Consider the following 21,826-nt stretch of genomic DNA (forward strand, 5'->3'; position numbering starts at 1 on the left):
ATCTTCCCCACCGGCGGGGAGATGCCCGTGACTCGCCCGGGGCCGCCACAAAAAAGAGTTGCGAAAATAGGCTATTTGGTTTATCAAGAAGGGAAATCCCAGGCCAGAAAAGGAGCCGCCTTTGCACGGATCCAATCAGAGCGAGCCTGCATGCCGGGTCGTGCTTTTGGGACCGGCCAGCGAGTCTTCCCGCGAGAAGCTCATCCTCGGCCTTCAGCAGCGCTTCAGGCTGACGCCCCGGCAAGCGGAAAGCCTCGTTCAAAGGGCTCCCACCGTTGTCAAGAGGGGAATCTCTCTCGAGAAGGCCCAGTCCTTCGCCTACCACCTGGAACAGATCGGCGCCAGAGTGAGGATCGACCGCGTCTTCCACGAAGAGGAGGCCCCCGCCCCTCAAGGAGGCAAACCGGAACCTGAGGAGGGGGTTCCACCAGGATCGAGCCGAATCTCTACCGAACCCCGGTGCCCGTGGGAAGAGATGGATGATCTGGGGTTTCTCAGGGCTCTTTTCGGCACAATCGGTGAGGTGCTCTTCCATCCTTCCCGTTTCTACTCCCGGATGCCTATCGGGAAGGGACTCCTCCACCCGCTGATCTTCGCCATCGTGATGGGCGTGCTGGGGGGGTTGATCGGCCTTGTTTACGAGTTTCTCATGATGCTTCTGCTGGGCCGCATCTTCCAGCCCCAGGGTCTTGGGAATTTCGGTGTTCCCGTGCTCATTGCTTCTGCCATCGGCCTTCCCCTGCTCACCATAATCTACGTCTTTGTGGGCAGCGGGATTCTCCACGTCTGCCTGATGATCGTCAGAGGAAACAGGAAGGGATTTGAGGCCACCTTCAGGGTCGTGGCATACGCGATGAGCACCCAGATCCTCGCGGTTGTCCCATTGCTCGGAGGCATAGCCGGTACGATATGGACACCTGTCATCCAAATCATCGGTCTCCGGGAATCCCATGAAATATCAAGCGGGAGGGCGGCCTTCGCCATTTTCCTCCCCCTGCTGGTACTTCTCGGTTTTGTCGTGGCCATCTTTCTGATAATGATCCCCATCATCTTCAAGAGCCCGGGGGTCACCCTTCGGTTTTGACTGGAGTTTCCTGACTTTTGGAGAACACCTTGCCTCCGAGCGACATTGCGGAAGCGGTGGGGTACCCATCAAGGGTGAGCGGGGAGGGGAAAGCCCCGCCTTTAGAGCGGGGAAGGGGCAGGAATTCCCCACCCGCGAACCTGCAAGAATCCTCGGCCGAAAACTCAGGAAACTCCACTCGGTTTTGAATCTTGACCTCCCCCGCCACGCAGAAACCATCTTATTCCACCCCTGCCCCCTTGTTCGAATCCCTCTTCCCTCCAACAATCTCCGATTCAAACCGGTAAGAGGGGCAATATCCAATGGTGTGAAGCTGCCCGGGCGGACCGTTGATCCCTTCTGCCCGTTCGTGTTAATCTCCTTGTTGCGGTAATTGGACGGCGATCATCCCAGGGGCGAGGAGACGTCCAAGGAGGCCTTTCCCTTTTCGGAAAGGACCGGGGAAAATCGATATGGCCAAACAGAAGATGCGATGTGTTTTTTCCGAACAGCTCTGCCGTTCGTGCCCGCTGTTTCGAGGGAGGCACTACTACCTCTGCTTTTCCAGAACTTACCGCGGCTATCTCGGGGCCGAGCAGAGATCCCGTCGGTCCGACTCCAACCGCGAGCCCCTCTTTCCCGGCACGGCCCTCGACTCCTCCAATCTTCTGCTCAAAGGGAGGAGCCTGAGATCTCTGCCCTTTTCAGGGCCTTGTCGAGGAAAGGGGAGGAGCTCCGGTGGGACCGGGGAGGAATCCCGTGTGGACCCTGGAAGAGGTAAAAAGAATCAAGGACAGAATCCGGTGGGACCTCACGCCTGAGATTGCAGCAGAGGCGAGAGATAGACCTCCGGGCAAAACCCACATCTGCCCGGAATCGACTCCCGTAAAGCAGGAGTACTTCTTCTGTATCCATGTCTGGGGATGCAAGGCGAGCCTGGCCCTGGTTGAGAACCGGGGCGATCAGCAGATTCCTCACTTTCTCCAGGTCGGCATCCCGGATAGGTTCCTGGAAGAAGCCGTGTTCAAAGCGGGGGGAGCACTCATCGTGAGCGCCTGGTACCCTATCGACAGGAGAACCGAGGGATGGATCCGGGAAAGGCTTTGAGACGGACCGGCTATTCTTTTCGCTTCCCTTTTCTCTGCTCCTCAAGAGCCTTGAGGACCTTTTCCGGCGTGATCGGCAGGTCGCAGATTCTCACCCCTACAGCATCGTAGATCGCATTGGCGATACATCCGGCGCTGGGGTTGGTCAGTCCCTCTCCAGCCTCCTTGGCACCAAAAGGACCCTCCGGCTCGTGGGTCTCGACCAAAAGGGAGGTAAAATTGTCCGGTACATCGGTCGCCCGCATCAGTTTGTAATCGACAAAGGACGGGTTGAGTACCATCCCCTCGTCCGTAATAAGGTTCTCAGACAGGACATACCCCTGTCCCATGACAAATGCCCCTTCGAGCTGTCCCTCGACCCCGAGCTGATTGATCACCTGCCCGCAGTCGTGAGCCGTGGTCACCTGGACGAGCGAGACCCTGCCCGTCTCCTCGTCCACCTCAACCTCCGCCACCTGGGCACCAAAGGAAAATGCCGGTGAGACCATCCCCTTCCCGTGAGGCGTATAGTGGCCCCTGCCCACGATCGCCTGTCCGTGGTTGCTCCGCACGGCCACCTTTACCACATCCTGGTAAGGCACCCCCCTTTCGGGACGCTCCCTGAGGAATATCCTCCCGTCCTTTGCATCGAGTTCGTACACGATATTCGGTCCCATCATCCCCGCTGCCACATCGAGGAGCTTCTGCTTGGCGTCCCGCGCCGCCATCTTCACGGCATTCCCTGTCATGAGGGTCTGCCGGCTCCCCCAGGCTCCGAGGTCTGGCGGACACACCAGGGTGTCTCCAGAGGTCACCCGCACATAGTCCATGGGGATTCCCAGCTCCTCGGCCGCAATCTGAGCCATGACCGTGTCAGACCCCTGTCCGATCTCGGAGGAACCCACGTAGACATCGACCATTCCATCCCGGCCGATACGAACCATGGCGGCAGAGAAAGCATAGGGGGTGTCGATCCAGTTGAAAACCCCCCCTGACATGAAGCCATAGCAGCCCATGCCGATCCCCTTCCCGCGCGGAAGTCGGCCCCGCTTCTCTTTCCATCGGGTACTCTCCATGACACGGTCCATACACTCCTTGAACCCACAGCTCGTCACCTTGCAGTACCCCTTGATCTCGTGGCCGGGCTCCATGCCGTTTTTCAGACGGATTTCAGCCGGATCCATGCCCAGTTGTTCGGCGATCATGTCGATCTGCGAGTCGCAGGTAAACTCCGCCTGGGGTCCCCCAAAACCCCTCATGGCTGATGAAGGAGACTTGTTCGTGTAGACATGATACCCATCGTACCGATAGTTCGGAATCGTGTAAGGGAAATTCTGGAAAAACCCTGTGAGATAGAGGGCCGTGGGACCCATGGCGTTATAGGCTCCTCCGTCGAGAATCGCCTTGCACTCCTTGGCCACCAGGGTTCCATCCTCGTTGAATCCTGTCTTTACATAGTACTTCATGGCCGTACGGTGGCGGGTGCAGGCGAACTCCTCTTCACGGGTGTATTCGATCTTGACAGGCCTTCCGGTAACCATCGAGAGATGGGCGGCACAGTACTGGTCCTTGAACAACTCCATCTTGCCTCCCCATCCCCCGCCCACATGGGGCCGAATCACCCGAATATCGCCCTCTTTCATCCCCAGGGTCTGGGCCAGCAGGATCTGAATGAAGTAGGGGACCTGGGTCCCGGTCCATATGGTGAGCCTTCCCTGGAGGTCATACTGGGCCACAGAATTGTGGGGCTCCATGGCCGCATGGGCGACGGCGTGAATATCAAAAACGTCTTCCCGGACCGCATCACACACCTTGAAGCCCTCGTCAACGTCGCCGAACTCGATGTGTCGCGTTTCACTCACGTTGTTCTTTACCGTGGGGCCCTCGTGAATCTGCGGAGCCCCCTCCTTCATGGCCTCTTCCGGATCGAATACAGCGGGAAGAACCTCGTATTCCACATCGATCAGGGTCAGGGCCTCCTCTGCTGTATCTTCATCAATCGCAGCCACAGCGGCAACCTCGTCACCGATAAACCGGGCCTTGTCCGGGGTCAGGGGATACTCGTCCATGAGGTGGGGATAGCGCCTCCAGTTCCCGTAGGCGATCTTTCGAGTGTCCTCCGCCGTGATCACCCCCCGGACCCCTCCAAGCTTCCGCGCCTTCCCCGTATCGATGTGAAGGATTCTTGCATGGGGATGGGGGCTTCTCAAGAGCTTGCCGTACAGCATTCCGGGCAGCCGGATATCCACCGTATACCTGGCCCTTCCCGTGACCTTTTCAACACCGTCCACCCGGCGAATCGCCTTACCGATGTGGGAATAGGTGCTCATCTTCCGGCCTCCTTCATCCTGCGGGCGGCGAGGGCTATCGAATCCACGATCCTCACATACCCCGTGCATCGGCACAGGTTCCCGGCAATCGCCTCCTTGATGGCCTGCCTGGAGGGATGGGGATTTTCATCCAACAGGGCCTTGGCGGCCATTATCATCCCAGGAGTGCAAAACCCGCACTGCAGCCCGCCATGGTCCAGAAAGGCCTCCTGAATGGGATGAAGCCTTGCACCCTCTGCAAGCCCCTCGATAGTGGTGATCTGCCTTCCTTGAACCTGGAGGGCGAGGACGGAACACGAGTTGACGGCTTTCCCATCGACAAGGACCGTGCATGAACCACAGGCTCCGCTGTTGCAGGCCCGTTTGGTTCCTGTGAGGCCGAGCTCGTTGCGCAGCATTTCCACCAATGTCGTCTTGGGACTCACCGCAACCTCGCGGGGCTCTCCGTTTACCAGTACCTTGAGAATCTTCTTCATCCTTTCAACCTCTCCCGGGCTTCCCTGAGCATCCGTTTGACCAGGACGCGGGCCACCTTTTCTTTGTATTCCTCAGAAGCCACGATATCAGGGATCGGGGAAATATCATCTGCCACGGCTTCTGCAGCTTTTTCAATCAGCCCGTCACCGGGGAACTTCCCCCTGAGGATCCCTTCGGCCTTTTCCGCCCGTACGGGTGTCGGTGCCACCCCCCCAAGTGCGATCCTAACGTCCAGGCAGGACCCGTCCGGATCGACTTCCAGGAAGACCGCTGCCCCAACGATCGGTGAATCCCCCTCGACGTTGCGGAATTTAGCGTACGTCACAGCCGAGCGCTCAGGCAGGGGAGGGACCACGATCTCCGTCAGAAGCTCCTGGGGCTTGACAACGGTTTCGTAGTAGTCCACAAAGAGGTCTCGGATGGCAAGAGACCTCTCCCCCTGTGTGGAAGCTATTGTGACCTGCCCGCCCATGGCTATCAGGGGAGGTGCCGGGTCTCCTGTGGGATCTGCAATGCAGAGGTTCCCGCCGATGGTTCCCCAGTTCCGGATCTGGACGCTTGCCAGATGTTGCTCCATATCGGCCAGAACACCGAATCTCTCTCTGACAAGGGGAGAGAGTTCGAGGGCACGATGCGTCGTTACCGCACCGACCCTGAGCTGGCCCGCCTCATCACAGCGGACATAGTCGAGCTCTGGAATGCTCTTGATGTCGACCAGAACCTCCGGGGCAATGAGTCCCTGCTTCAGGATATTGAGCAGGGACTGGCCGCCGGCAATGATCCTGCAGTTCTCGCCGTGTTCCTCGAGAAAAGCCAGAGCCTCCTTAAGACTCTGAGGGCAAAGGTAATCGAAGTCTCTCATTATCCTACCCGCGTTCCGAGGTGCCGCCCCTTGCAGCGGGCGCCTCAACCCTGTTTGGAGAAAAGCGAACCCTCGGGCAGATCACTCCCCTGTCTTCCCGATTCCGGCTTGGATGTTCCTTGCAAACTCCTCGCCGAGTTTCTTGGCGGTCGCCCTCATCACCTTCTCACCAAAGGTGGCGAGTTTTCCGACCACACGCGTATTCGCCGAATAGGAGATCTCCACTTCGTTTTCAGAGACTTCGCTGAGATCCACCACGCTCTCCTGGTAAAGCGTCCCGGCCTTGAGGGCATCGCGGCCTTCGGTGACCGACTTCAGATGCCGGGGGGGGTCGACCTCCGTGAGGGTGGTCCTCGATTTCATGGTCAGGGATATGACACCGACCTTCACTTTCACAGAGCTCTCGTAGACGTTCTCACCGACCACTTCGATCTTCTCGCACCCCGGGACACAGGGACCGATCTTTTCCGGATCGACAAGGAAGTCCCAGACCTCTTGAATCGGTGCCTTGACACGGAATCTCTCTTCAACAAGCATCTTTCACAGTCACCTTTCTCTTCCTGAGTTTTCAAAAGAATATTACTTTTACCCCCCGCGGTCCAGGGACCAGGACCTTTTGTTCGACCCGGCAGGGAGATCTGCTCAGCCGTCGAGCACCTCCCTGACCTTCCATGCCAGCCCGGCAGGTGAGAAGGGTTTCTGAAGGAAGGCAGACCCCCGATCCAACACCCCGTGATGAACAATGGCCTCGCCCGGATAGCCCGAGAAGAAAAGCACCTTTGTGTCAGGCCGTTCGGCCAGGAGGCGCTCGGCCAGGGCCCTACCCCCCATCTGCGGCATCACGACGTCGGTGAGGAGAAGATCGATTCTCCTGTCTCGGTGTTGTCTGGCTACAGCGAGGGCTTCCTTGCCGTCGCTCGCTTCCAGGACCGTGTATCCCTGTGCCCGGAGTGTACCAGCCGTCACGTTCCGCACGGACAACTCGTCTTCAACGAGGAGCACGGTCTCTGAACCCCTGGGCGGGTAACCTTCCCGGCTGTGCCGCTCCATCGCCTCGCCCTGTCCGTCGATACGGGGCAGGTATATCTTGAATGTAGTACCCAGGCCCGGCTCGCTGTAGACCCATATATTCCCCCCGCTCTGCTTTACGATCCCGTAGCAGGTGGCAAGCCCGAGGCCCGTTCCCTTACCCACGTCCTTGGTAGTGAAAAAGGGCTCAAAAATGTGCTCCTTCACTTCGTCGGCCATGCCGGCCCCGGTGTCGCTGATGGCCAGCATCACATACCCGCCGGGAGTGACACCGGGGTGCTGCCGGGCATAACCCTCGTCAAGGGTCACGTTGGCCGTCTCGATGGTCAGTCTTCCCCCTTGCGGCATGGCATCCCGCGCATTCACGGCGAGGTTGACGATAACCTGTTCCAGTTGGCCTGGATCGACCTTGACCATTCCCAGGGCCTCTCCGGGCAGACTGACCACTTCCACGTCTTCACCTATGAGCCGGGGAAGCATCTTGCCCATGTCCAGAATGATCTTGTTCAGATTGACCACCTTTGGTTCGACTATCTGGCGCCGCGAGAAGGTCAGTAGTTGCTGTGTCAGCTTAGCGGCTCGGCTGCAAGCTTTGAAGACCTCCTCGAGACGGTTTCTTACCCACTCCTCGAGACCTGGCTCCATCATAACGAGTTCGGTATTGCCCTGGATGGTGACGAGAAGGTTGTTGAAATCATGGGCTATCCCTCCGGCCAGGCGGCCAACGGTCTCCATCTTCTGGGACCAGAGAAGTTGCTCTTCCGTCTGTTTCCGTTCCGCGATTTCCCGCTGGAGCCGCTCGTTGGTCTTGCGGAGTTCTGCCGTCCTCGCCTCGACAAGTTCCTCGAGGTGCTCTCGGTGCCTTCTCAGTTCCTCCTCGACCCTCTTCCGCTCGGTGATGTCCGTGTCTGTCCCTACCACACGGTATGGTTTTCCATTGCCGTCGCGCATAGCGGTTCCTCGGGCGAGAAACCAGCGGACGCTCCCGTCCTTGTGCAACATCCGGTGAGCCACCTCGTAGAGCGGTGCCGAACCCTTCAGATGCGCTTCCGCTTTGCGCATCACCTCTTCCACGTCATCGGGGTGAACAAACCTCCCCCAGTCATCGAGGTGGTTCCGGATCTCATTATCCTTATAGCCCAGCATGGCTTTCAGGTTCGGATCGATATAGATCTCGTTGGTCTCCAGGTTCCAGTCCCACGTCCCCACATGGCCGGCGCTGGTGGCCAGTGCATATCTCTCTTCGCTCTCACGAAGCGCCTTCTCCGTCTTCCTCCATTCAGCCTCCAATCGCTCCAACCGTGCAACCCGTCGGCGCAGCGCCGCCAGTTCAATCTTGAGGTCTCCTTCTTTCACGTCCCCGTGCTTCATCTAACACTCCTGGAATTCGGATCGGTCCATGGCCCTGTTGGAAGAGGACCGCCCGCGGATGGGAGAGCTCCACTCATCGTTTCCGGTCAGTCCCCCACAGGCAGATCCACCTTACAAAGGGGAATCTACAACAAACCCCCTTGGAGAGTAAGTCCCTGATCGCAAAAAAGACCAGGGTGCGGCCGGAGAGAAAAGGCAAGCCCTTCCCTCTTGATCACGGGACAAGCCCGAACGCACCGGCTCACAGTCCACCGCGGCCTCAAGGATCTCCACGGATGCCGGGACACCTTCTCAGGGGACAATCTCAAAATCACAGACAAGGGGTGCATGGTCGGATAATCTGACCCGGGGAATCTGAAAACCGGTGACCCGTACCTCGGGACTGTGGAAAATGTAGTCGAGCTGCCTCCGTGGAGACCGGCTCGGATGGGAAGGTTGGCCCCGGCCATTGGCGTTTTTCAGCCCTGTGGCGGCAAGGAAGAGCTGGAGTTCCCTGTCGCCCCAGAAGACGTTGAAATCTCCCGCAACTATGACGGGCTTCCTGACATTCTCGACCATGCCGTGGAGATCCTGGAGCTGATACTGGCGGTGCCGGAATTTAACAGAAAGATGAACCAGGAAGATCGAAACCCTGTCCAACTCGACTTCAATCACAAGACGCTTGATACCTTCGCGGAAATAGTGAAATCTCTGGGACCTGATTTCCTGTTTCGTCAGGATTGCATTGCCCTGTTTATTGAGTACCGGAACCTTCTGGGCCATCGAGGCCGCAGAATACTTGGACTGGTAGACATGATGGTATTTCATCGCACGGGCAATGGCCTCAGCCTGGTTGCACCTGTCAGACCTGAAAGACCCGCTGTCCACCTCGAGCAACCCTATGATATCCGGATTCAGCGACTTTATGAAGACCAATATCTTCTTCAGATTGTCCTGTGTATGCTTGAGATAGCCGCTGTAGGGCACTGGAAGGTGAAACTGCTTTCCTATGCCGGCCCCATAGCGAATATTGTAAAGAAGAAATCGCATATTACCCTCTTGCCCTGCCTAGCCCTATCCGGTGACCACTGCAATTATTATGATAATGCTCTTGAGGCAAAATTGGAAGAGGCTGACAGAGACCACTCCGGCTCCCCGGGCAGACCGCCGGCGGCAACGGAGCCTCGGGCAACGGCCCTCCATCTTGCGGATGCCTTTCAGAGGAGCGGGCTCAGCAGTTGGGCCGCGTTCTCGACAAAGCGGCTCCAGGCGGGACGTCTTCGCCAGGTTTCCAGGTCGATGGGTACCGCCCTGTCGGCGTAGCCCTGCTGAAGGGCCCGGAGTCGGGAACCGAAATCCCGGTCAAAGACAAAGAGGGTCACCTCGAAATCGAGCCAGAAACTACGCATATCGAGGTTCACCGTACCGAAGAGGGCGATTTCCCTGTCGATGGTGATGCTCTTGGTGTGCAAAAGCCCTCCATGAAAGCGGAGAATCCGCACCCCCGAGGCAAGGAGATCCTTGAAATACGAACGGCTCGCATACCTGATCAATCGCGAATCGACCCTTTCCGGCACGATGATCGTAACCTCGACCCCCCTCAGTGCGGCGGATTCCAGGGCGGTGAGTACCGACTCGTCGGGCACGAAGTAGGGCGTTGTCATGACCAACTCTTCACGAGCGGTGTAGAGGGACATGAGGAGCAACTGGTGGATTGTATCACTCGTGTAACCGGGGCCGGAGGGGACCACCTGAACGTTTGCCTCCCCCCCATCGGGGAAGGTTTTGAAGTCCTTCGGATCGCTCAGACCCTTGATATCCTCTCCTGTCTCGACTTGCCAATCCCACATGAATATCAGGTCGAGCGCCTGTACCGCTGGCCCTTCAACCCGCACCATCGCGTCGACCCAGGGCCCGACCCCCGCCTCGCGTTTGAAAAAACGAGGATCCACGAGGTTGAGGCTTCCCGTATAGGCGATCTCGCCGTCTATGACCACGATCTTCCGGTGGATACGCAAGTCGAGGCGGACAAAGACCATCCTCACCAGTCCTACAGGAAGGGCAGCCACCAACTCGACGCCGTTTTCCAGCAGGCGCTTCGCCCCTTCGCTCCTCAGGAAAGCGGCACTGCCCACCGAATCGATGAGAACCCTGCAGGTCACGCCTCTCTGCGCGGCCCTGATCAGGGCTCTGGAGACTTCGTCGGCCATTCCTCCCTCGTTCCAGATGTAGAACTCCATGTGACAGGTATGCCTGGCCCGGCCGATGTCTTCGACGATAGAACCGAGTATAGGCTCCGCTCCATCGATCAACTCCAGCCTGTTCCCGGCCATTGCAGGAATCCCGAGTGTCGCCTCGGCAAGACGATTTACTGGAGCTCCCCTGGGCCCCACGTCCGACCAGTCCACACGGGTATTCCGCGACAGCCCACGGAGCCATCCCTCGTACTCCTCTCGGAGGGCCGCGGCGCGTTCGGCCCTCCGCCTCCCCATGCGTCGCTCGCCGATAAGGAGATATAGTCCCGCTCCTGCAAAGGGTAGAACAAAGATCAGAATCAGCCACGCCAGGGAGACTCCCACCGGCCTGCGCATCATGACGACACGAACCGACAGGGCGATCACGACAACCGCGTGTGCAGGCACTGCAAAGACGGCTATCCGGCTGATCAGTTCCGTCATTTGTCTCCCCGGCTCCCACCCGCAACGACCCTCCTGCCTGGAGAGCAGGCAAGCGAAGAGCCTTACCGGCACTTCTCCCCCTCCCGGCACGCAGAAGGGCGGGCTCTGTGCATTGTATATGTCCCCGGAGGACGGGTCAAGACCGGCTCAGCCGCGGACCCGGGCCGCTTCTGTCCGGGTTCTTTCCACCTCGTGCCCCTCGGCCCGCCGCCCGCCTCCCCTCGGGAAAGCCATGGGGAGGAGACACATCTCGGATGGCTGGACCGGGCCCTTCCTTGAAATGGAGGGGGGCTTCCGTTAGAATTGAGAGACCTGCAGGAGATTCCAATGAAAGGGTTTTTCAATCGGGTCCTCCGGATCAACGCGGGATCAGGCAAGTCGACGGTCGAAGAGATCCCCGATAGGGTTTTCGAGACTTATCTTGGAGGCAAGGGCCTGGGAACCTATCTGTTGCTGAAACACAACCCGCCCGGGATCGATCCTCTCTCCCCCGAGAATCGCGTGATTTTCTCCACGGGTTGTGCCACCGATCTGCGGGTTCACGGCTCGAGCCGTTACGGGGTCTATACCAAGTCTCCCCAGACGGGGATCTATTCCGAGTCTTACTCCGGAGGCGACGTCGCCATATCCCTGAGCAGAACCGGCTACGATGCCGTGATTCTGGAAGATGCATCACCGGACCCTGTCTTCTTGGAGATTTCCTCCAGTGATGTCAGGTTCCACGACGGCTGTCAGGTGTGGGGTAAGTCCACCTACGAGGCGGAAGACCACGTGCTGAAGGCCGTGGGTGCTGATGGGGCGCGAGCCGTCGTGATCGGGCCGGCTGCCGAGAGGGGCGTAAGGTTTTCCGTTCTGGAATCGGGATACTGGCGGTCTGCAGGGAGGACAGGAGTCGGCGCCGTACTGGGCTCAAAGAGAATCAAGGCCCTGGTCTTCCACGGAGACAAGAGGCGGGAGGCGGCCCGTCCCGATCTGCTCGGGGCATTCTGGGACAAGACACGGAACAGAGTTAGGGATAACCCCGTCGCCCGCTCCTTCAGGAGACTCGGGACCCCCATGCTCGTCTCCATAATGAACATGATGGGGGGGTTCCCCACAAGGTACTGGTCCGAGGGAACCCTTGATGGCTGGGAGAACATCACCGCCGAGAGCCTGCTCGAGCGGTGCAAGGTCGAACCCATCCAGTGCCCCCACTGTTTCATGGCCTGCGGTAATCTCTCGGAGGTCAGGGAGGGACGGCATAGAGGCCTCCGCATAGGCGGGCCGGAATATGAGACGATCTACGCCTTCGGAGGTCTCTGCATGATCGACAGCATCGAGGAGATCATCTACCTCAACGATATCTGCGACCGCCTCGGCCTGGACACCATCTCGGCGGGAAACCTCGCAGCCTTCACCATCGAAGCTTCCAGAAGGGGAGCGATTCCGGAGCGACTCGACTACGGCGATGTGGACGGCATCGCGGCACTCCTCGAAAAAATCGCACTCCGCGAGGGTATCGGTGCGGTCTTGTCCCAGGGTATCGTGGAAGCGAGCAGAGCATGGGGGCTCGAGGAACTCGCGGTGCACGTCAAGGGCCTGGAGCCTGCGGGCTATGAACCCCGGGTTCTGAAGGGAATGGGCCTTTCTTACGCGACATCGGACCGCGGGGCCTGCCATCTCAGGGCGACATTCTACAAGTCCGAAATCTCCGGTCGTGTCGATCCCGACCAGATCGGTGGCAAGGCCGGGATCTTCGTGGAGGAAGAGGATCGGATGACCCTCTTTGATACGCTAATCCTCTGCAGGTTCTACAAGGATCTGATCGATTGGGAAGACATCTCGCTTCTCCTCCACTCCGCCACAGGGTTGAAACTCGGAACAGAAAACCTCAGGCAAGTGGCCGCAAATGTTTCGAACGGGGCCAGGTGGTTCAATATCCGCGAGGGTGTAGTGCGGGCCGATGATCGACTCCCCAACCGGTTTTTCCAGGAAGCTCTCGGCAGAAACAAGAAGACCATCCGGAGAGAGGACCTGGAGGTAATGCTCGACGAGTATTACGACGCCCGGGGATGGGACGACCAGGGTATTCCCCCTCCTTTGCCCGAGGTCTAGCACCTTCGGCCCGAGTCTTCCCTCAACCAGGAGACACCTGCCGTCTGCAACGACTCGAACAATTCGAAGCCCCTGAACGATTTGAACGCTTCCCCAACGGCTAGTCCCAGCCCCTGATCCTTACGGTCAGATAGAGATCACCCACATCGCCGTCCGCCGACTTCCTCCCCAACCCCTGGAGGCGAAGCTTGGTGCCGTCTTTCACTCCGGCCGGGATCGTCACCACCACGGTCCTTCTGCGATAGGGAATACTTACGAGTTTGCGGGTACCCAAGGCAGCCTCCCTCGGAGTCACCGTAATAATCCCGTGGGTGTCGAGCTCTTCTCCCGGCCCAGTGAGGCGGATATGCTGGAGCCGGGGCGTCCTTCTCCGCTGGGTATAGCGGCTCGCCTTCTCCGTGACGCCCGTCCTGGGAAGAAACTCAAACAGTCTGACCGAGGCCATGCCGAACAGGAACCCCCCCACGTGCGCCCACCAGGCAACACCACCCGTCATGCCGTGGGTCATCGTACCATAGAGAAGCTGGATCAGGACCCAATAGCCCAAAAAGAAGAACGCCGGAACCTCAAAGAAAAGGGGTATGAAAAAGATAGGAATCAAGGTAAGAACGCGCGCCCTGGGGTAGAGAAGGAAATATGCCCCCATGACCCCGGCAATCGCGCCGCTGGCCCCGATGGTGGGAAGTTGTGAATGCCAGTTGGATATGAGGTGGATCAGGCCTGCTGCTACACCGCTCATCAGATAGAACAGAGCGAAGCGGAAAGGCCCCAACCTGTCCTCCACGTTGTCGCCAAAGATGTACAGGAACCACATGTTCCCGAGCAGATGGAGAAACCCGCCGTGAAGAAACATGGAGGCGAAAAAGGGGACGATCTGCTCGGAGATGGAGAAATGGAGGGCCACGTCAGGGTTTGAATACCGAACCGGAACGATACCGTACAGATAGAAAGCCCTCTGGAGGTATGGGCCCTGGGCGAGCTCCCAGAGGTAAACCAGGGCGTTCACGCCGATGATAAGGTTCCTGACGATAGGATAGTTCTTTGACTGGATCGTATCTCGAATGGGGATCATTCGTTTCTCTTCGCACCGGGTGGTCCAGCCCCAAGCAGTGGTTCTGATCGCCGGCGACCGTCATTCCCACCTGCCCCCGGCCACCTCCGGGCCCAAAAACAAACCCCCGGGAAACACCTGTATTCCCGGGGGATGGATTAACGAGGACTTGCCATCCTAGCCTGCTAGCCTACAACAACGACCTTCGAAGCCTGGGCTCCCTTGGGACCCTGGATGATTTCGAACTCCACCTCCTCACCCTCCCGCAGGGTCTTGAACCCGTCCTGTTCCAGAGCAGAGAAATGAACAAACACATCACTTCCGTCTTCCTGAGAAATGAATCCGTAACCCTTCTTCTCATTGAACCACTTCACAGTACCTCTTGCCATTACACTCTTCCCCTTTCATCAAAGCGGTTAACAATTGTCAAAACTATTTAACACCAATCCAATGCAAAAAATCAAGGAAAAAATTTCTCGCGTTCCCGACTTTTCAATCAAGGTTTTTTGGAAGTTGTCAGGTCTGCGGGCGCCTCTTCCTTTGGCTGAGGAATACCCTTCTCAGCTTACTCCCATGCTCTCGCGGTATCCATCTCGGGCTTCACGCGCCGAGATTCCTGCCCCTGTCGCCTCTAAAGGGCGGGCAATCCCCTTTGAATGGAGAACCGCAGTGGCCGGTGCAACTTGACAATAGACCGCGGATCGACTAGCTTATTATGAGCATATGTTCAAAATTTGAAGACCACAGCATGGTGAGGCCGAGAAAAAACTGCCGGATCTGCATGGCCCCCAAGGCCGACCTCTTCAAGCCCAGGGGGATTCCTATTTCGGATTTGGAACAGGTGGGACTCGATGCGGACGAACTCGAAGCCCTGAGGTTGGCGGATCTTTTGGGTTTGAACCAGAGGGAAGCCGGAAGGGTGATGGAGGTATCCAGGCCCACCTTCGGCCGGATTCTGGGAAGGGCACGGCGTAAGATAGCCGACGCCCTTGTCAATGGAAAGGCTATCCAGATCGGCAAGAGTCGCTGAGCGCCTGAGGGAGTTTCTCCATGAAGATAGAAGAAAGGGAGCGGTTCTTCAATCTGATTCTGGACAGCATTGCCGATGGGGTATTCACCATCAACGCCGAATGGGAGATAACGTCATTCAACAGGGCTGCCGAGGAGATCACGGGGTTCAAAGCACGGGAGGCGATCGGCAAGTACTGTTTCGACGTCTTCAGGGCCAGCATCTGTCAGACCCAGTGCGCACTGAGGGAGACGATGAAGACCCGAAAGGAGATCACGAACCGGACGGTCAATATCCTGACAAAGGAGGGCCGGGAGCTTCCGATCAGAATCAGTACCGCGGTCCTCAGAAATAGGCAGGGGGAGATCATCGGGGGTGTGGAGACGTTTCGGGACCTCACACCCATCGAGACTCTGAGGAAGGAACTCGCCCGCAAGGTCTCCTTCCACGACATTATCAGCCAAAACCACCGGATGCAGGAGTTTTTTGCCATACTCCCGGACATCGCGGAGAGTGATAGCACCGTTTTGATCCAGGGTCCCAGCGGCTCGGGCAAAGAGCTCTTCGCCAGAGCCATACACAATATGAGCCACCGGAAGAACCAGTCTTTCATTGCCGTCAACTGCGGAGCCCTTCCGGACTCGCTCCTGGAGTCAGAGCTGTTTGGCTACGTCCGGGGTGCCTTCACGGATGCACGCCGGGACAAACCCGGGCGTTTTGCTCTCGCCCATAGAGGGACGATCCTTCTGGACGAAATCGGAGAGATGTCCCAGGCCCTCCAGACAAAACTCCTCCGAGTAATCGAAGAGAAGAGTTTCGAGCCTCTCGGAGCAACCAGCCCCAAGCCGGCAGACGTGAGAATCGTTGCGGCCACAAACAGGGACCTGGAAAGACTCGTCGAATCCGGCCGGTTCAGAGAGGACCTCTTCTATCGCATCAATGTGATAAAGATCGAACTCCCTCCCCTCCGCGAAAGGCGGGAGGATATACCCCTGCTTGTGGACCATTTCATCAGGAGTTTCAACCTGAAAAGAGGGCGCTCCGTGGAGGGTGTCTCCCACGAAGTCATGGAGGTCCTGCTGAAATACGACTTTCCCGGCAACGTGAGAGAGCTCGAAAACATCATCGAACACGCCTTCATTCTGAGAAAAGAGGGGCTCATAGGGTTGAAGGATCTGCCTGCCGAGATCCTCAGAAAAGCCGATATCCTGTCGGCGGCGGAGCCGGGGACGTCTCTGCTCACCCGCTCGGAGGTGGAAGCGATCCGGAGGGCGCTCCAAAGGCACGGGGGGAACCGGATGGAGGCAGCAAGGGAACTCGGTATCGACCGGACTACATTGTGGAGAAAGATGAAACGGTATGGGCTGTAGAATCGTCCGGCTCGAACCGGAGTTGGCCATCCGAGCCGGCCCGGGTGCTGGCGGATCCGAAGGCGCGGTCCCGATTGGACCCTGCGATCGACGCTGAACCAGAGGAACCCCACGGCCGGAAGGGAGGTTTCTGCTACCTCAACCGGGCTATTTTCACCGTGGTATGAACCTGATCCTGCCACGGCCAGTACATGGCTATCAAGGTGAATCCATCAAATTCCCTCTTGAACAGCGTCTGGTTCTTCCAGATCCCACCGTACGCCTCCGCCAACCGGCGTTGATCCTCAGAGGGTTCCACGCATGCGGGCTTTATCGGCGGGCCCAGAGAATCCAAGAAGACCGTGTTCCACTCCTCCATGTCCCGATTATAGAAAACCACTTCCCCATAGTCTTCCGTCACATGCCTTATCTCGTAGACGCTCGACAGATTGCACCGGCCGACGATCTCCTTCAGAGTCATAACCCATCCACCCCGCAAAAGAATGTATCTATTTTCCGGACGCCTTATTCCCGGCCGCGGATCGTCTGAGGACTCGGTTCCCCTGCCAGCCTGCCCCGATTGCCTCCGGCAAGGGGTATGCGAACGCCGTGCCAAACAATTCCCCACTCGAAACCCGGCAGGAAAGCCCGTGCCCGCAGGGAAATCCGGGATTTCCTCCTCTCTGGAGAAGACCTTGCCCTTGAGGGAAAATGGGAAAGGACTACCGGCCTGCAAGAATCCATGACCGAGAACTGAGGGAACGCGACCTGGGAAGTCTCCTGAAAGGGAGAGCAACCTATCAGGCCCTCAAGAATTCTGCATTTTCTTCGGGCAGCGACGGGTTGATGCTGATACCGGAGCCGATCTCAAAACCCGCCTGGGTGGTCAGCCGAGGGCGGATCTGGAGGTACCAGTGCAGGTGGGGCGCATCAGCCTCAAAGCGGGCAGAGGTATTGATGATATAGTTGTAGTCAGGATCATGAAGCTTCTGTCGCAGCCCGGCGAGGCTCCCGACCAGAACCGAGGAGAGATCCTCCTTTTCCTCGTCCGAGATGGAACCGAAGTCTCCGTGGTGCCTCTTGGGCATAATCCATATCTCAAAGGGTACCTCAGCCGCAAAGGGGACGAAGGCCAGGAAAGAACGGTTTTCCAGGGTGACACGCCGCTGATCCTTCATCTCGAACTCCAGTATGTCGCAGTAGACACAGCGGCCGAACTCATCGAAATACCTCTCGGCTTGCTCTTCCCGCCATCGAATGTAGCTGGGAACCATGGGGGTGACGATTATCTGTGAATGGGGGTGGATGAGAGAGGTTCCGGCCAGCACTCCGTGGTTCCTGAATATGATGGCCATCATATTCTCGTGCTCCTTCATGAGATCCACGTAACGCCTGTGGTACGTCTCGATCACCGCATCCGCATCCTCCCCCGTCATCTCACTGATGTCCCGGTTGTGATAGGGACCTTCCACGATCACCTCGTGCCTCCCGTGACCCGGCATGACCAGATAGATCCCCCGGGCGGACCTGCGGGTATCTCCCAGAGGGGTAAGAGCAGGAAACTTGTTAGGGACAACCCGTGTCCGCCAGGACTGTGCTCCCTGGCCCGGCATCTCCATTATGATCGGGGGAAGCATGTGTTCGTTCCCGGGACAAAAGGGGCATCCCTCTCCCACCACGGTCACCGATCTTTCCCTGTCAGCAGGCCGCTCCAGTTGCCTCGGCCGTCCACCCCTGGAAGGCGCATAGATGACCCAATGCTTGGTCGCCTTGTTCTGCCTGATCTCACCGTCCTTCATAGCCCCCTGCCCCCACCGCTGCCGCCTTCACAGAGGCCGCCATGGTAAAAGAGACACGCGCCGGCCAGCCTCGTCTTGACAACGGATCCGATTTTGGTTAGTCATCACTGACAAAACGCCTCTTCGGCTCTCTGAAGGGTTCTTCTGAGCTGCTTCGAGTCTCTCTCCAGGCGGGAGAATGTGACCCCTGAGACTTCGCAACCCCCGCTCCGCGGGCATTTTTCGGTGACCACTAGTTATACGAGAAAACAGAACCGCGAGTCAAGAACCGTTCCTGAAACTCCACGGGACTCCATCGTCCTGATCCCCTCCTGCGGGCTAGGGGGCGGGCCTTGTGCGGTCCCCGTTTTTCCAGAAAATACGAAGGAGGTTTGAACGAACATGTCGACACAGGTAACCAAAAGATCACAAAAGGCCGGTCTTCCCCCAGGAGCCCTGGTCCACGTGGGGGAAAGAAAGAGCGCAAGCACCGAGCTATCCATCCTCAGCTATGACGAGCGTGAATTCCGAGAGCAAGAGATAGAGACCATAGAACAATCCGGTGCCTTCAGGGAGAGAAAGGGCGTGACATGGATAAGGGTGGAAGGCATCCATCAGGTGGAGGTCCTGGAAAGAATCGGTGACTACATCGGCCTCCATCCGTTGGTCATGGAGGACATACTGAACACGGATCAACGCCCGAAGGTGGAAGACTATGGCGAATACCTATACATAGTTGTCAGGATGGTCTACTTCGACAAGGACGACGAGATGGCCCGCGACCAGATCAGTCTGGTTCTCGGCCGGAATTTCGTCATCTCATTCCAGGAGAAAGAGCTCGACGTTTTCGATCCGATCATAGACAGAATCAGGCTCGCCAAGGGCCTCATAAGAAAGAGAGGGGCTGATTTTCTCGCGTACTGCCTACTGGACGCCGTGGTGGACAACTACTTCGCGGTATTTGAGAAGGTCGAAGAGGGAACAGAAGAGCTGGAGGATCGGTTGATCACAGACCCGCCCGAGGGGACTCTCCAAACAATCCAGAATCTGAAAAGACAGATGATAGTGGCTCGCAGGTCGGTCTGGCCCCTGAGAGAGGTGGTCGGCACCCTCCAGAGAAGAGAGTCACCGTTGATCAAGGAGTCCACCGTGATATACCTGCGAGACATTTACGATCACATAGTTCAGATGATAGACACCATCGAGACATTCCAAGACACCCTTTCAGGAATGCTTGACATCTATCTGTCGAGCATGAGCAACAAGATGAACGAGGTGATGAAGGTCCTGACCATCCTGGGCAGCCTGTTTATCCCTCTCACCTTGATCTCCGGAATATACGGGATGAATTTCAAGTTCATGCCCGAGCTGTCCTGGCGCTGGGGCTATCCCGCGGTCTTGCTCCTGATGGTGACCGTTTCGCTCTTCATGCTGCTCTTTATCCGAAAAAAGAAATGGCTGTAAACATTTGTTCACGTGGGCGTAACATGATAGAATAAGAGAGAGAATTATGATCATCGAAAGGGGGAGTGATGATAAAGGAGGTTGAAGCCATAATATCCCCGAGATCGGTCGCCGTAGTAGGCGCTACGAACCGTCCGGGAAGCGTGGGACTTGCGGTCTTCCGCAACCTTCTCAACGCCGATTACCAGGGCGTCGTATACCCCGTCAACCCCAGGGTGAAATCAGTCCAGGGTGTAAGGACTTACCCGAGGCTCGCGGAGGTCCCGGATGAGGTCGATCTGGTGGTTGTCATCGTTCCGGCCCCGGTTGTTTCCCAGATCGTCGAGGAGGCCGCAGAGAAGCACGTGAAGGGGCTGATCGTCATTACGGCGGGATTCAAGGAGGTGGGGGGTGCCGGCGCGGATCTCGAATCGGATCTGAAGGAACGCGTGAAGAGACACGGCCTTCGCCTGGTCGGTCCAAACTGCCTCGGGATCATAAACACCGATGAGGGAGTCCGCATGAATGCGAGCTTCGCCACCAAGATGCCGAAAAGGGGCAATATCGCCTTTATCTCCCAGTCCGGTGCCTTGTGTACGGCCGTGCTCGATTTTGCCGCAGGCAGGGACATCGGGTTCTCAAAATTCATCAGCTTTGGAAACAAGGCCGATGTCAACGAGATAGACCTTCTACGCTATCTTAAGGACGACCCTCACACCGACGTCATCCTCATGTACCTGGAGGACATCTCCAATGGCCGCGGGTTCATCGAAACGGCCCGGGAGATAACCTGGGATGCCCGCAAGCCCATGTTGGCCATCAAGTCGGGACGCTCGCCGGAAGGCGCCCGGGCAGCCGCCTCTCACACAGGCTCTCTGGCAGGCTCCGACGCGGCATATGATGCCATCTTCTTCCAGAGCGGCATCCAGCGGGTAGAAGGCATCGACGAACTCTTCAGCTCTGCCGTTGCTTTTGCCAACCAGCCGATCCCGAGGGGAAACCAGATCGCCATTGTGACCAATGCCGGAGGGCCTGGCATCATGGCCACAGATGCGGCTATACGCCATAATCTCACCCTTGCACGGCTCACCGAGAAGACAGAGGAAAAGCTGAGGAAACAGCTCCCCCCCACCGCCAATATCAAGAACCCTGTGGACGTGATCGGAGATGCCACCCACGAGAGGTACGAGGCGGCGATTCGCGATATTCTTATGGACCCGGATGTCCACGGGGCGATTGTTATCCTCACGCCCCAGGCCATGACGGACATCCTGAAGACAGCCGAGATCGTTCCCAGGGTAGCAAGGGGAGTCGACAAGCCGGTTCTCTGCGCTTTCATGGGGATCGTCGATGTCTCCGAAGGGGTACGCTACCTGTCACAGAACGGGATACCTAACTATGCCTTCCCCGAATCAGCGGTTCGGGCCATGGCCTCCATGGTACGTTTCGGCGATCTGTTGAGGCTGGAGCGGAGAAAAGTCAGGCGCCAGGCGGCTGATCGCGACTCGGCCGCTCAGATCATCAAGTCCAAGCTCCAGGGCAGGGAACGCTACTTTATGCCGGAGATCGAAGCCAACGAGTTACTCCGGTGTTACGGGTTTCCCGTGCTGAGGAGCCGCCTCGTCCGCAAGGAGGATGAAATAGAGGAGGCCGCAAATATAATCGGCCTGCCCGTTGCCATGAAGATCAGTTCCCCTGACATCATCCACAAATTCGAGGCCGGTGGGGTCCGCCTGAAGATAAAGACCGTCGATGAGGCCCGAAAAGCCTTTCACGAGATTCTCGAGAACGCCGAGAAGTTCAACCCATCGGCCCAGATTCAGGGCATCATCATGGAGAGGATGGCCCGGGGAGGACTGGAGGTCATCCTCGGCGCCACCAGGGATCCAAGGTTCGGGCCGATCTGCATGTTCGGCCTGGGGGGAACCTTTGTCGAGGCCCTCCAAGATGTCTCCTTCCGGCTGGCGCCCATGTGGGAGGTGAGCGCGGAGATCATGATCCGCTCTATCAGAACCTACAAGGTCCTCAAGGGGATCAGGGGAAACCCCCCTGCAGACATAGACGGAATCAAGGACTGTATCCTCCGGCTCTCGCAGATGGTGACCGACCACCCTGAGATCGCCGAACTCGACATGAATCCCCTCATTGTCTATCCTGAAGGCGAGGGGTGCGTGGTCGCCGACAGCCGGATTCTCCTTGCAAGGCCGTCCCCGTGAGAACCGATCCGG

General features: G+C 57.9%; 18 protein-coding genes. 7 read left to right on the plus strand and 11 right to left on the minus strand.

Translation table 11 applies throughout. From position 1 onward, the window contains the following. The first annotated feature begins 121 nt into the window (after nt 1-121). On the plus strand, nt 122-1,084 hold the full coding sequence (locus JRJ26_03000) for a YIP1 family protein (protein ID MBW2056444.1): 963 nt from the start codon (nt 122-124) through the stop codon (nt 1,082-1,084). Between the two features lie 717 nt (nt 1,085-1,801). Then, nucleotides 1,802-2,170, plus strand: a complete 369-nt coding sequence (locus tag JRJ26_03005) for a hypothetical protein (protein MBW2056445.1) — start codon at nt 1,802-1,804, stop codon at nt 2,168-2,170. Between the two features lie 10 nt (nt 2,171-2,180). Here JRJ26_03005 and JRJ26_03010 read toward each other — a convergent pair whose 3' ends face one another. From JRJ26_03010 to cls, 7 genes are all read right to left on the minus strand, one after another. Then, on the minus strand, nt 2,181-4,478 hold the full coding sequence (locus JRJ26_03010) for a molybdopterin-dependent oxidoreductase (GenBank protein MBW2056446.1): 2,298 nt from the start codon (nt 4,476-4,478) through the stop codon (nt 2,181-2,183). Next, nucleotides 4,475-4,954 (minus strand): (2Fe-2S)-binding protein, encoded by a 480-nt coding sequence (locus JRJ26_03015; protein MBW2056447.1) that lies wholly within the window; start codon nt 4,952-4,954, stop codon nt 4,475-4,477. Before JRJ26_03015 ends, JRJ26_03010 begins: the two co-directional genes overlap by 4 nt. Further along, nucleotides 4,951-5,817 (minus strand): xanthine dehydrogenase family protein subunit M, encoded by an 867-nt coding sequence (locus JRJ26_03020; protein ID MBW2056448.1) that lies wholly within the window; start codon nt 5,815-5,817, stop codon nt 4,951-4,953. The genes JRJ26_03015 and JRJ26_03020 overlap by 4 nt, the downstream gene beginning before the upstream one ends. 81 nt (nt 5,818-5,898) lie before the next feature. Then, nucleotides 5,899-6,354 carry a carbon monoxide dehydrogenase subunit G gene (locus JRJ26_03025; GenBank protein ID MBW2056449.1) on the minus strand — a complete coding sequence of 152 codons (456 nt, stop codon included), beginning with the start codon at nt 6,352-6,354 and terminating at the stop codon, nt 5,899-5,901. Nucleotides 6,355-6,459: 105 nt separating this feature from the next. Next, nucleotides 6,460-8,217, minus strand: coding sequence for a PAS domain-containing protein (locus JRJ26_03030; protein ID MBW2056450.1), 1,758 nt, complete (start codon nt 8,215-8,217; stop codon nt 6,460-6,462). 291 nt (nt 8,218-8,508) lie between these two features. Then, the gene (locus JRJ26_03035) at nt 8,509-9,246 is read right to left on the minus strand and encodes an endonuclease/exonuclease/phosphatase family protein (protein MBW2056451.1); all 738 of its coding nucleotides are present in this window, start codon (nt 9,244-9,246) and stop codon (nt 8,509-8,511) included. Between the two features lie 167 nt (nt 9,247-9,413). Then, nucleotides 9,414-10,874 (minus strand): cardiolipin synthase, encoded by a 1,461-nt coding sequence (gene cls / locus JRJ26_03040; protein MBW2056452.1) that lies wholly within the window; start codon nt 10,872-10,874, stop codon nt 9,414-9,416. Between the two features lie 327 nt (nt 10,875-11,201). On the opposite strand from cls, the gene JRJ26_03045 reads away from it, so the two are divergent. Beyond that, nucleotides 11,202-12,968, plus strand: coding sequence for an aldehyde ferredoxin oxidoreductase family protein (locus JRJ26_03045; protein MBW2056453.1), 1,767 nt, complete (start codon nt 11,202-11,204; stop codon nt 12,966-12,968). 100 nt (nt 12,969-13,068) lie between these two features. Here the strand turns inward: JRJ26_03045 and JRJ26_03050 are convergent, their stop codons facing one another. Both JRJ26_03050 and JRJ26_03055 read right to left on the minus strand, forming a co-directional pair. After that, entirely contained in the window at nt 13,069-14,040 is a 972-nt protein-coding gene (locus tag JRJ26_03050) for a rhomboid family intramembrane serine protease (GenBank protein ID MBW2056454.1), read from the minus strand. A gap of 164 nt (nt 14,041-14,204) precedes the next feature. Then, nucleotides 14,205-14,408 (minus strand): cold-shock protein, encoded by a 204-nt coding sequence (locus JRJ26_03055; protein MBW2056455.1) that lies wholly within the window; start codon nt 14,406-14,408, stop codon nt 14,205-14,207. A gap of 359 nt (nt 14,409-14,767) precedes the next feature. Between JRJ26_03055 and JRJ26_03060 the strand changes: the two genes are divergently transcribed. Together JRJ26_03060 and JRJ26_03065 are read left to right on the plus strand one after the other, a co-directional pair. Then, nucleotides 14,768-15,049 carry a DUF134 domain-containing protein gene (locus JRJ26_03060; GenBank protein MBW2056456.1) on the plus strand — a complete coding sequence of 94 codons (282 nt, stop codon included), beginning with the start codon at nt 14,768-14,770 and terminating at the stop codon, nt 15,047-15,049. 20 nt (nt 15,050-15,069) lie between these two features. Beyond that, a complete protein-coding gene (locus JRJ26_03065; protein ID MBW2056457.1) occupies nt 15,070-16,398 on the plus strand; it encodes a sigma 54-interacting transcriptional regulator in 1,329 nt (442 codons plus the stop codon). Between the two features lie 133 nt (nt 16,399-16,531). On the opposite strand, the gene JRJ26_03070 is transcribed toward JRJ26_03065, so the two are convergent. Then, nucleotides 16,532-16,858: a hypothetical protein gene (locus JRJ26_03070; GenBank protein MBW2056458.1), complete on the minus strand. Its 327-nt coding sequence runs from the start codon at nt 16,856-16,858 to the stop codon at nt 16,532-16,534. A gap of 319 nt (nt 16,859-17,177) precedes the next feature. After that, on the minus strand, nt 17,178-18,176 hold the full coding sequence (gene galT / locus JRJ26_03075) for a galactose-1-phosphate uridylyltransferase (GenBank protein MBW2056459.1): 999 nt from the start codon (nt 18,174-18,176) through the stop codon (nt 17,178-17,180). Nucleotides 18,177-18,557: 381 nt separating this feature from the next. Between galT and corA the strand changes: the two genes are divergently transcribed. Continuing rightward, the gene (gene corA / locus JRJ26_03080; protein ID MBW2056460.1) at nt 18,558-19,619 is read left to right on the plus strand and encodes a magnesium/cobalt transporter CorA; all 1,062 of its coding nucleotides are present in this window, start codon (nt 18,558-18,560) and stop codon (nt 19,617-19,619) included. A 68-nt stretch (nt 19,620-19,687) separates the two neighbouring features. Next, nucleotides 19,688-21,814 carry an acetate--CoA ligase family protein gene (locus tag JRJ26_03085; GenBank protein ID MBW2056461.1) on the plus strand — a complete coding sequence of 709 codons (2,127 nt, stop codon included), beginning with the start codon at nt 19,688-19,690 and terminating at the stop codon, nt 21,812-21,814. Nucleotides 21,815-21,826: the final 12 nt, after the last annotated feature.

It is taken from the genome of Deltaproteobacteria bacterium, from assembly GCA_019308905.1.
Lineage (GTDB): Bacteria > Desulfobacterota > BSN033 > WVXP01 > WVXP01 > JAFDHF01.

Excerpts from the sequence above, each read along its gene's own strand:
- corA (MBW2056460.1), top strand. The coding sequence starts at position 18,558 with ATGTCGACACAGGTAACCAAAAGATCACAAAAGGCCGGTCTTCCCCCA.
- JRJ26_03030 (MBW2056450.1), bottom strand. The coding sequence starts at position 8,217 with ATGAAGCACGGGGACGTGAAAGAAGGAGACCTCAAGATTGAACTGGCG.
- JRJ26_03035 (MBW2056451.1), bottom strand. The coding sequence starts at position 9,246 with ATGCGATTTCTTCTTTACAATATTCGCTATGGGGCCGGCATAGGAAAG.
- JRJ26_03065 (MBW2056457.1), top strand. The coding sequence starts at position 15,070 with ATGAAGATAGAAGAAAGGGAGCGGTTCTTCAATCTGATTCTGGACAGC.
- JRJ26_03070 (MBW2056458.1), bottom strand. The coding sequence starts at position 16,858 with ATGACTCTGAAGGAGATCGTCGGCCGGTGCAATCTGTCGAGCGTCTAC.
- JRJ26_03055 (MBW2056455.1), bottom strand. The coding sequence starts at position 14,408 with ATGGCAAGAGGTACTGTGAAGTGGTTCAATGAGAAGAAGGGTTACGGA.
- JRJ26_03015 (MBW2056447.1), bottom strand. The coding sequence starts at position 4,954 with ATGAAGAAGATTCTCAAGGTACTGGTAAACGGAGAGCCCCGCGAGGTT.
- JRJ26_03085 (MBW2056461.1), top strand. The coding sequence starts at position 19,688 with ATGATAAAGGAGGTTGAAGCCATAATATCCCCGAGATCGGTCGCCGTA.
- cls (MBW2056452.1), bottom strand. The coding sequence starts at position 10,874 with ATGACGGAACTGATCAGCCGGATAGCCGTCTTTGCAGTGCCTGCACAC.
- JRJ26_03025 (MBW2056449.1), bottom strand. The coding sequence starts at position 6,354 with ATGCTTGTTGAAGAGAGATTCCGTGTCAAGGCACCGATTCAAGAGGTC.
- galT (MBW2056459.1), bottom strand. The coding sequence starts at position 18,176 with ATGAAGGACGGTGAGATCAGGCAGAACAAGGCGACCAAGCATTGGGTC.
- JRJ26_03060 (MBW2056456.1), top strand. The coding sequence starts at position 14,768 with ATGGTGAGGCCGAGAAAAAACTGCCGGATCTGCATGGCCCCCAAGGCC.
- JRJ26_03010 (MBW2056446.1), bottom strand. The coding sequence starts at position 4,478 with ATGAGCACCTATTCCCACATCGGTAAGGCGATTCGCCGGGTGGACGGT.
- JRJ26_03020 (MBW2056448.1), bottom strand. The coding sequence starts at position 5,817 with ATGAGAGACTTCGATTACCTTTGCCCTCAGAGTCTTAAGGAGGCTCTG.
- JRJ26_03045 (MBW2056453.1), top strand. The coding sequence starts at position 11,202 with ATGAAAGGGTTTTTCAATCGGGTCCTCCGGATCAACGCGGGATCAGGC.
- JRJ26_03050 (MBW2056454.1), bottom strand. The coding sequence starts at position 14,040 with ATGATCCCCATTCGAGATACGATCCAGTCAAAGAACTATCCTATCGTC.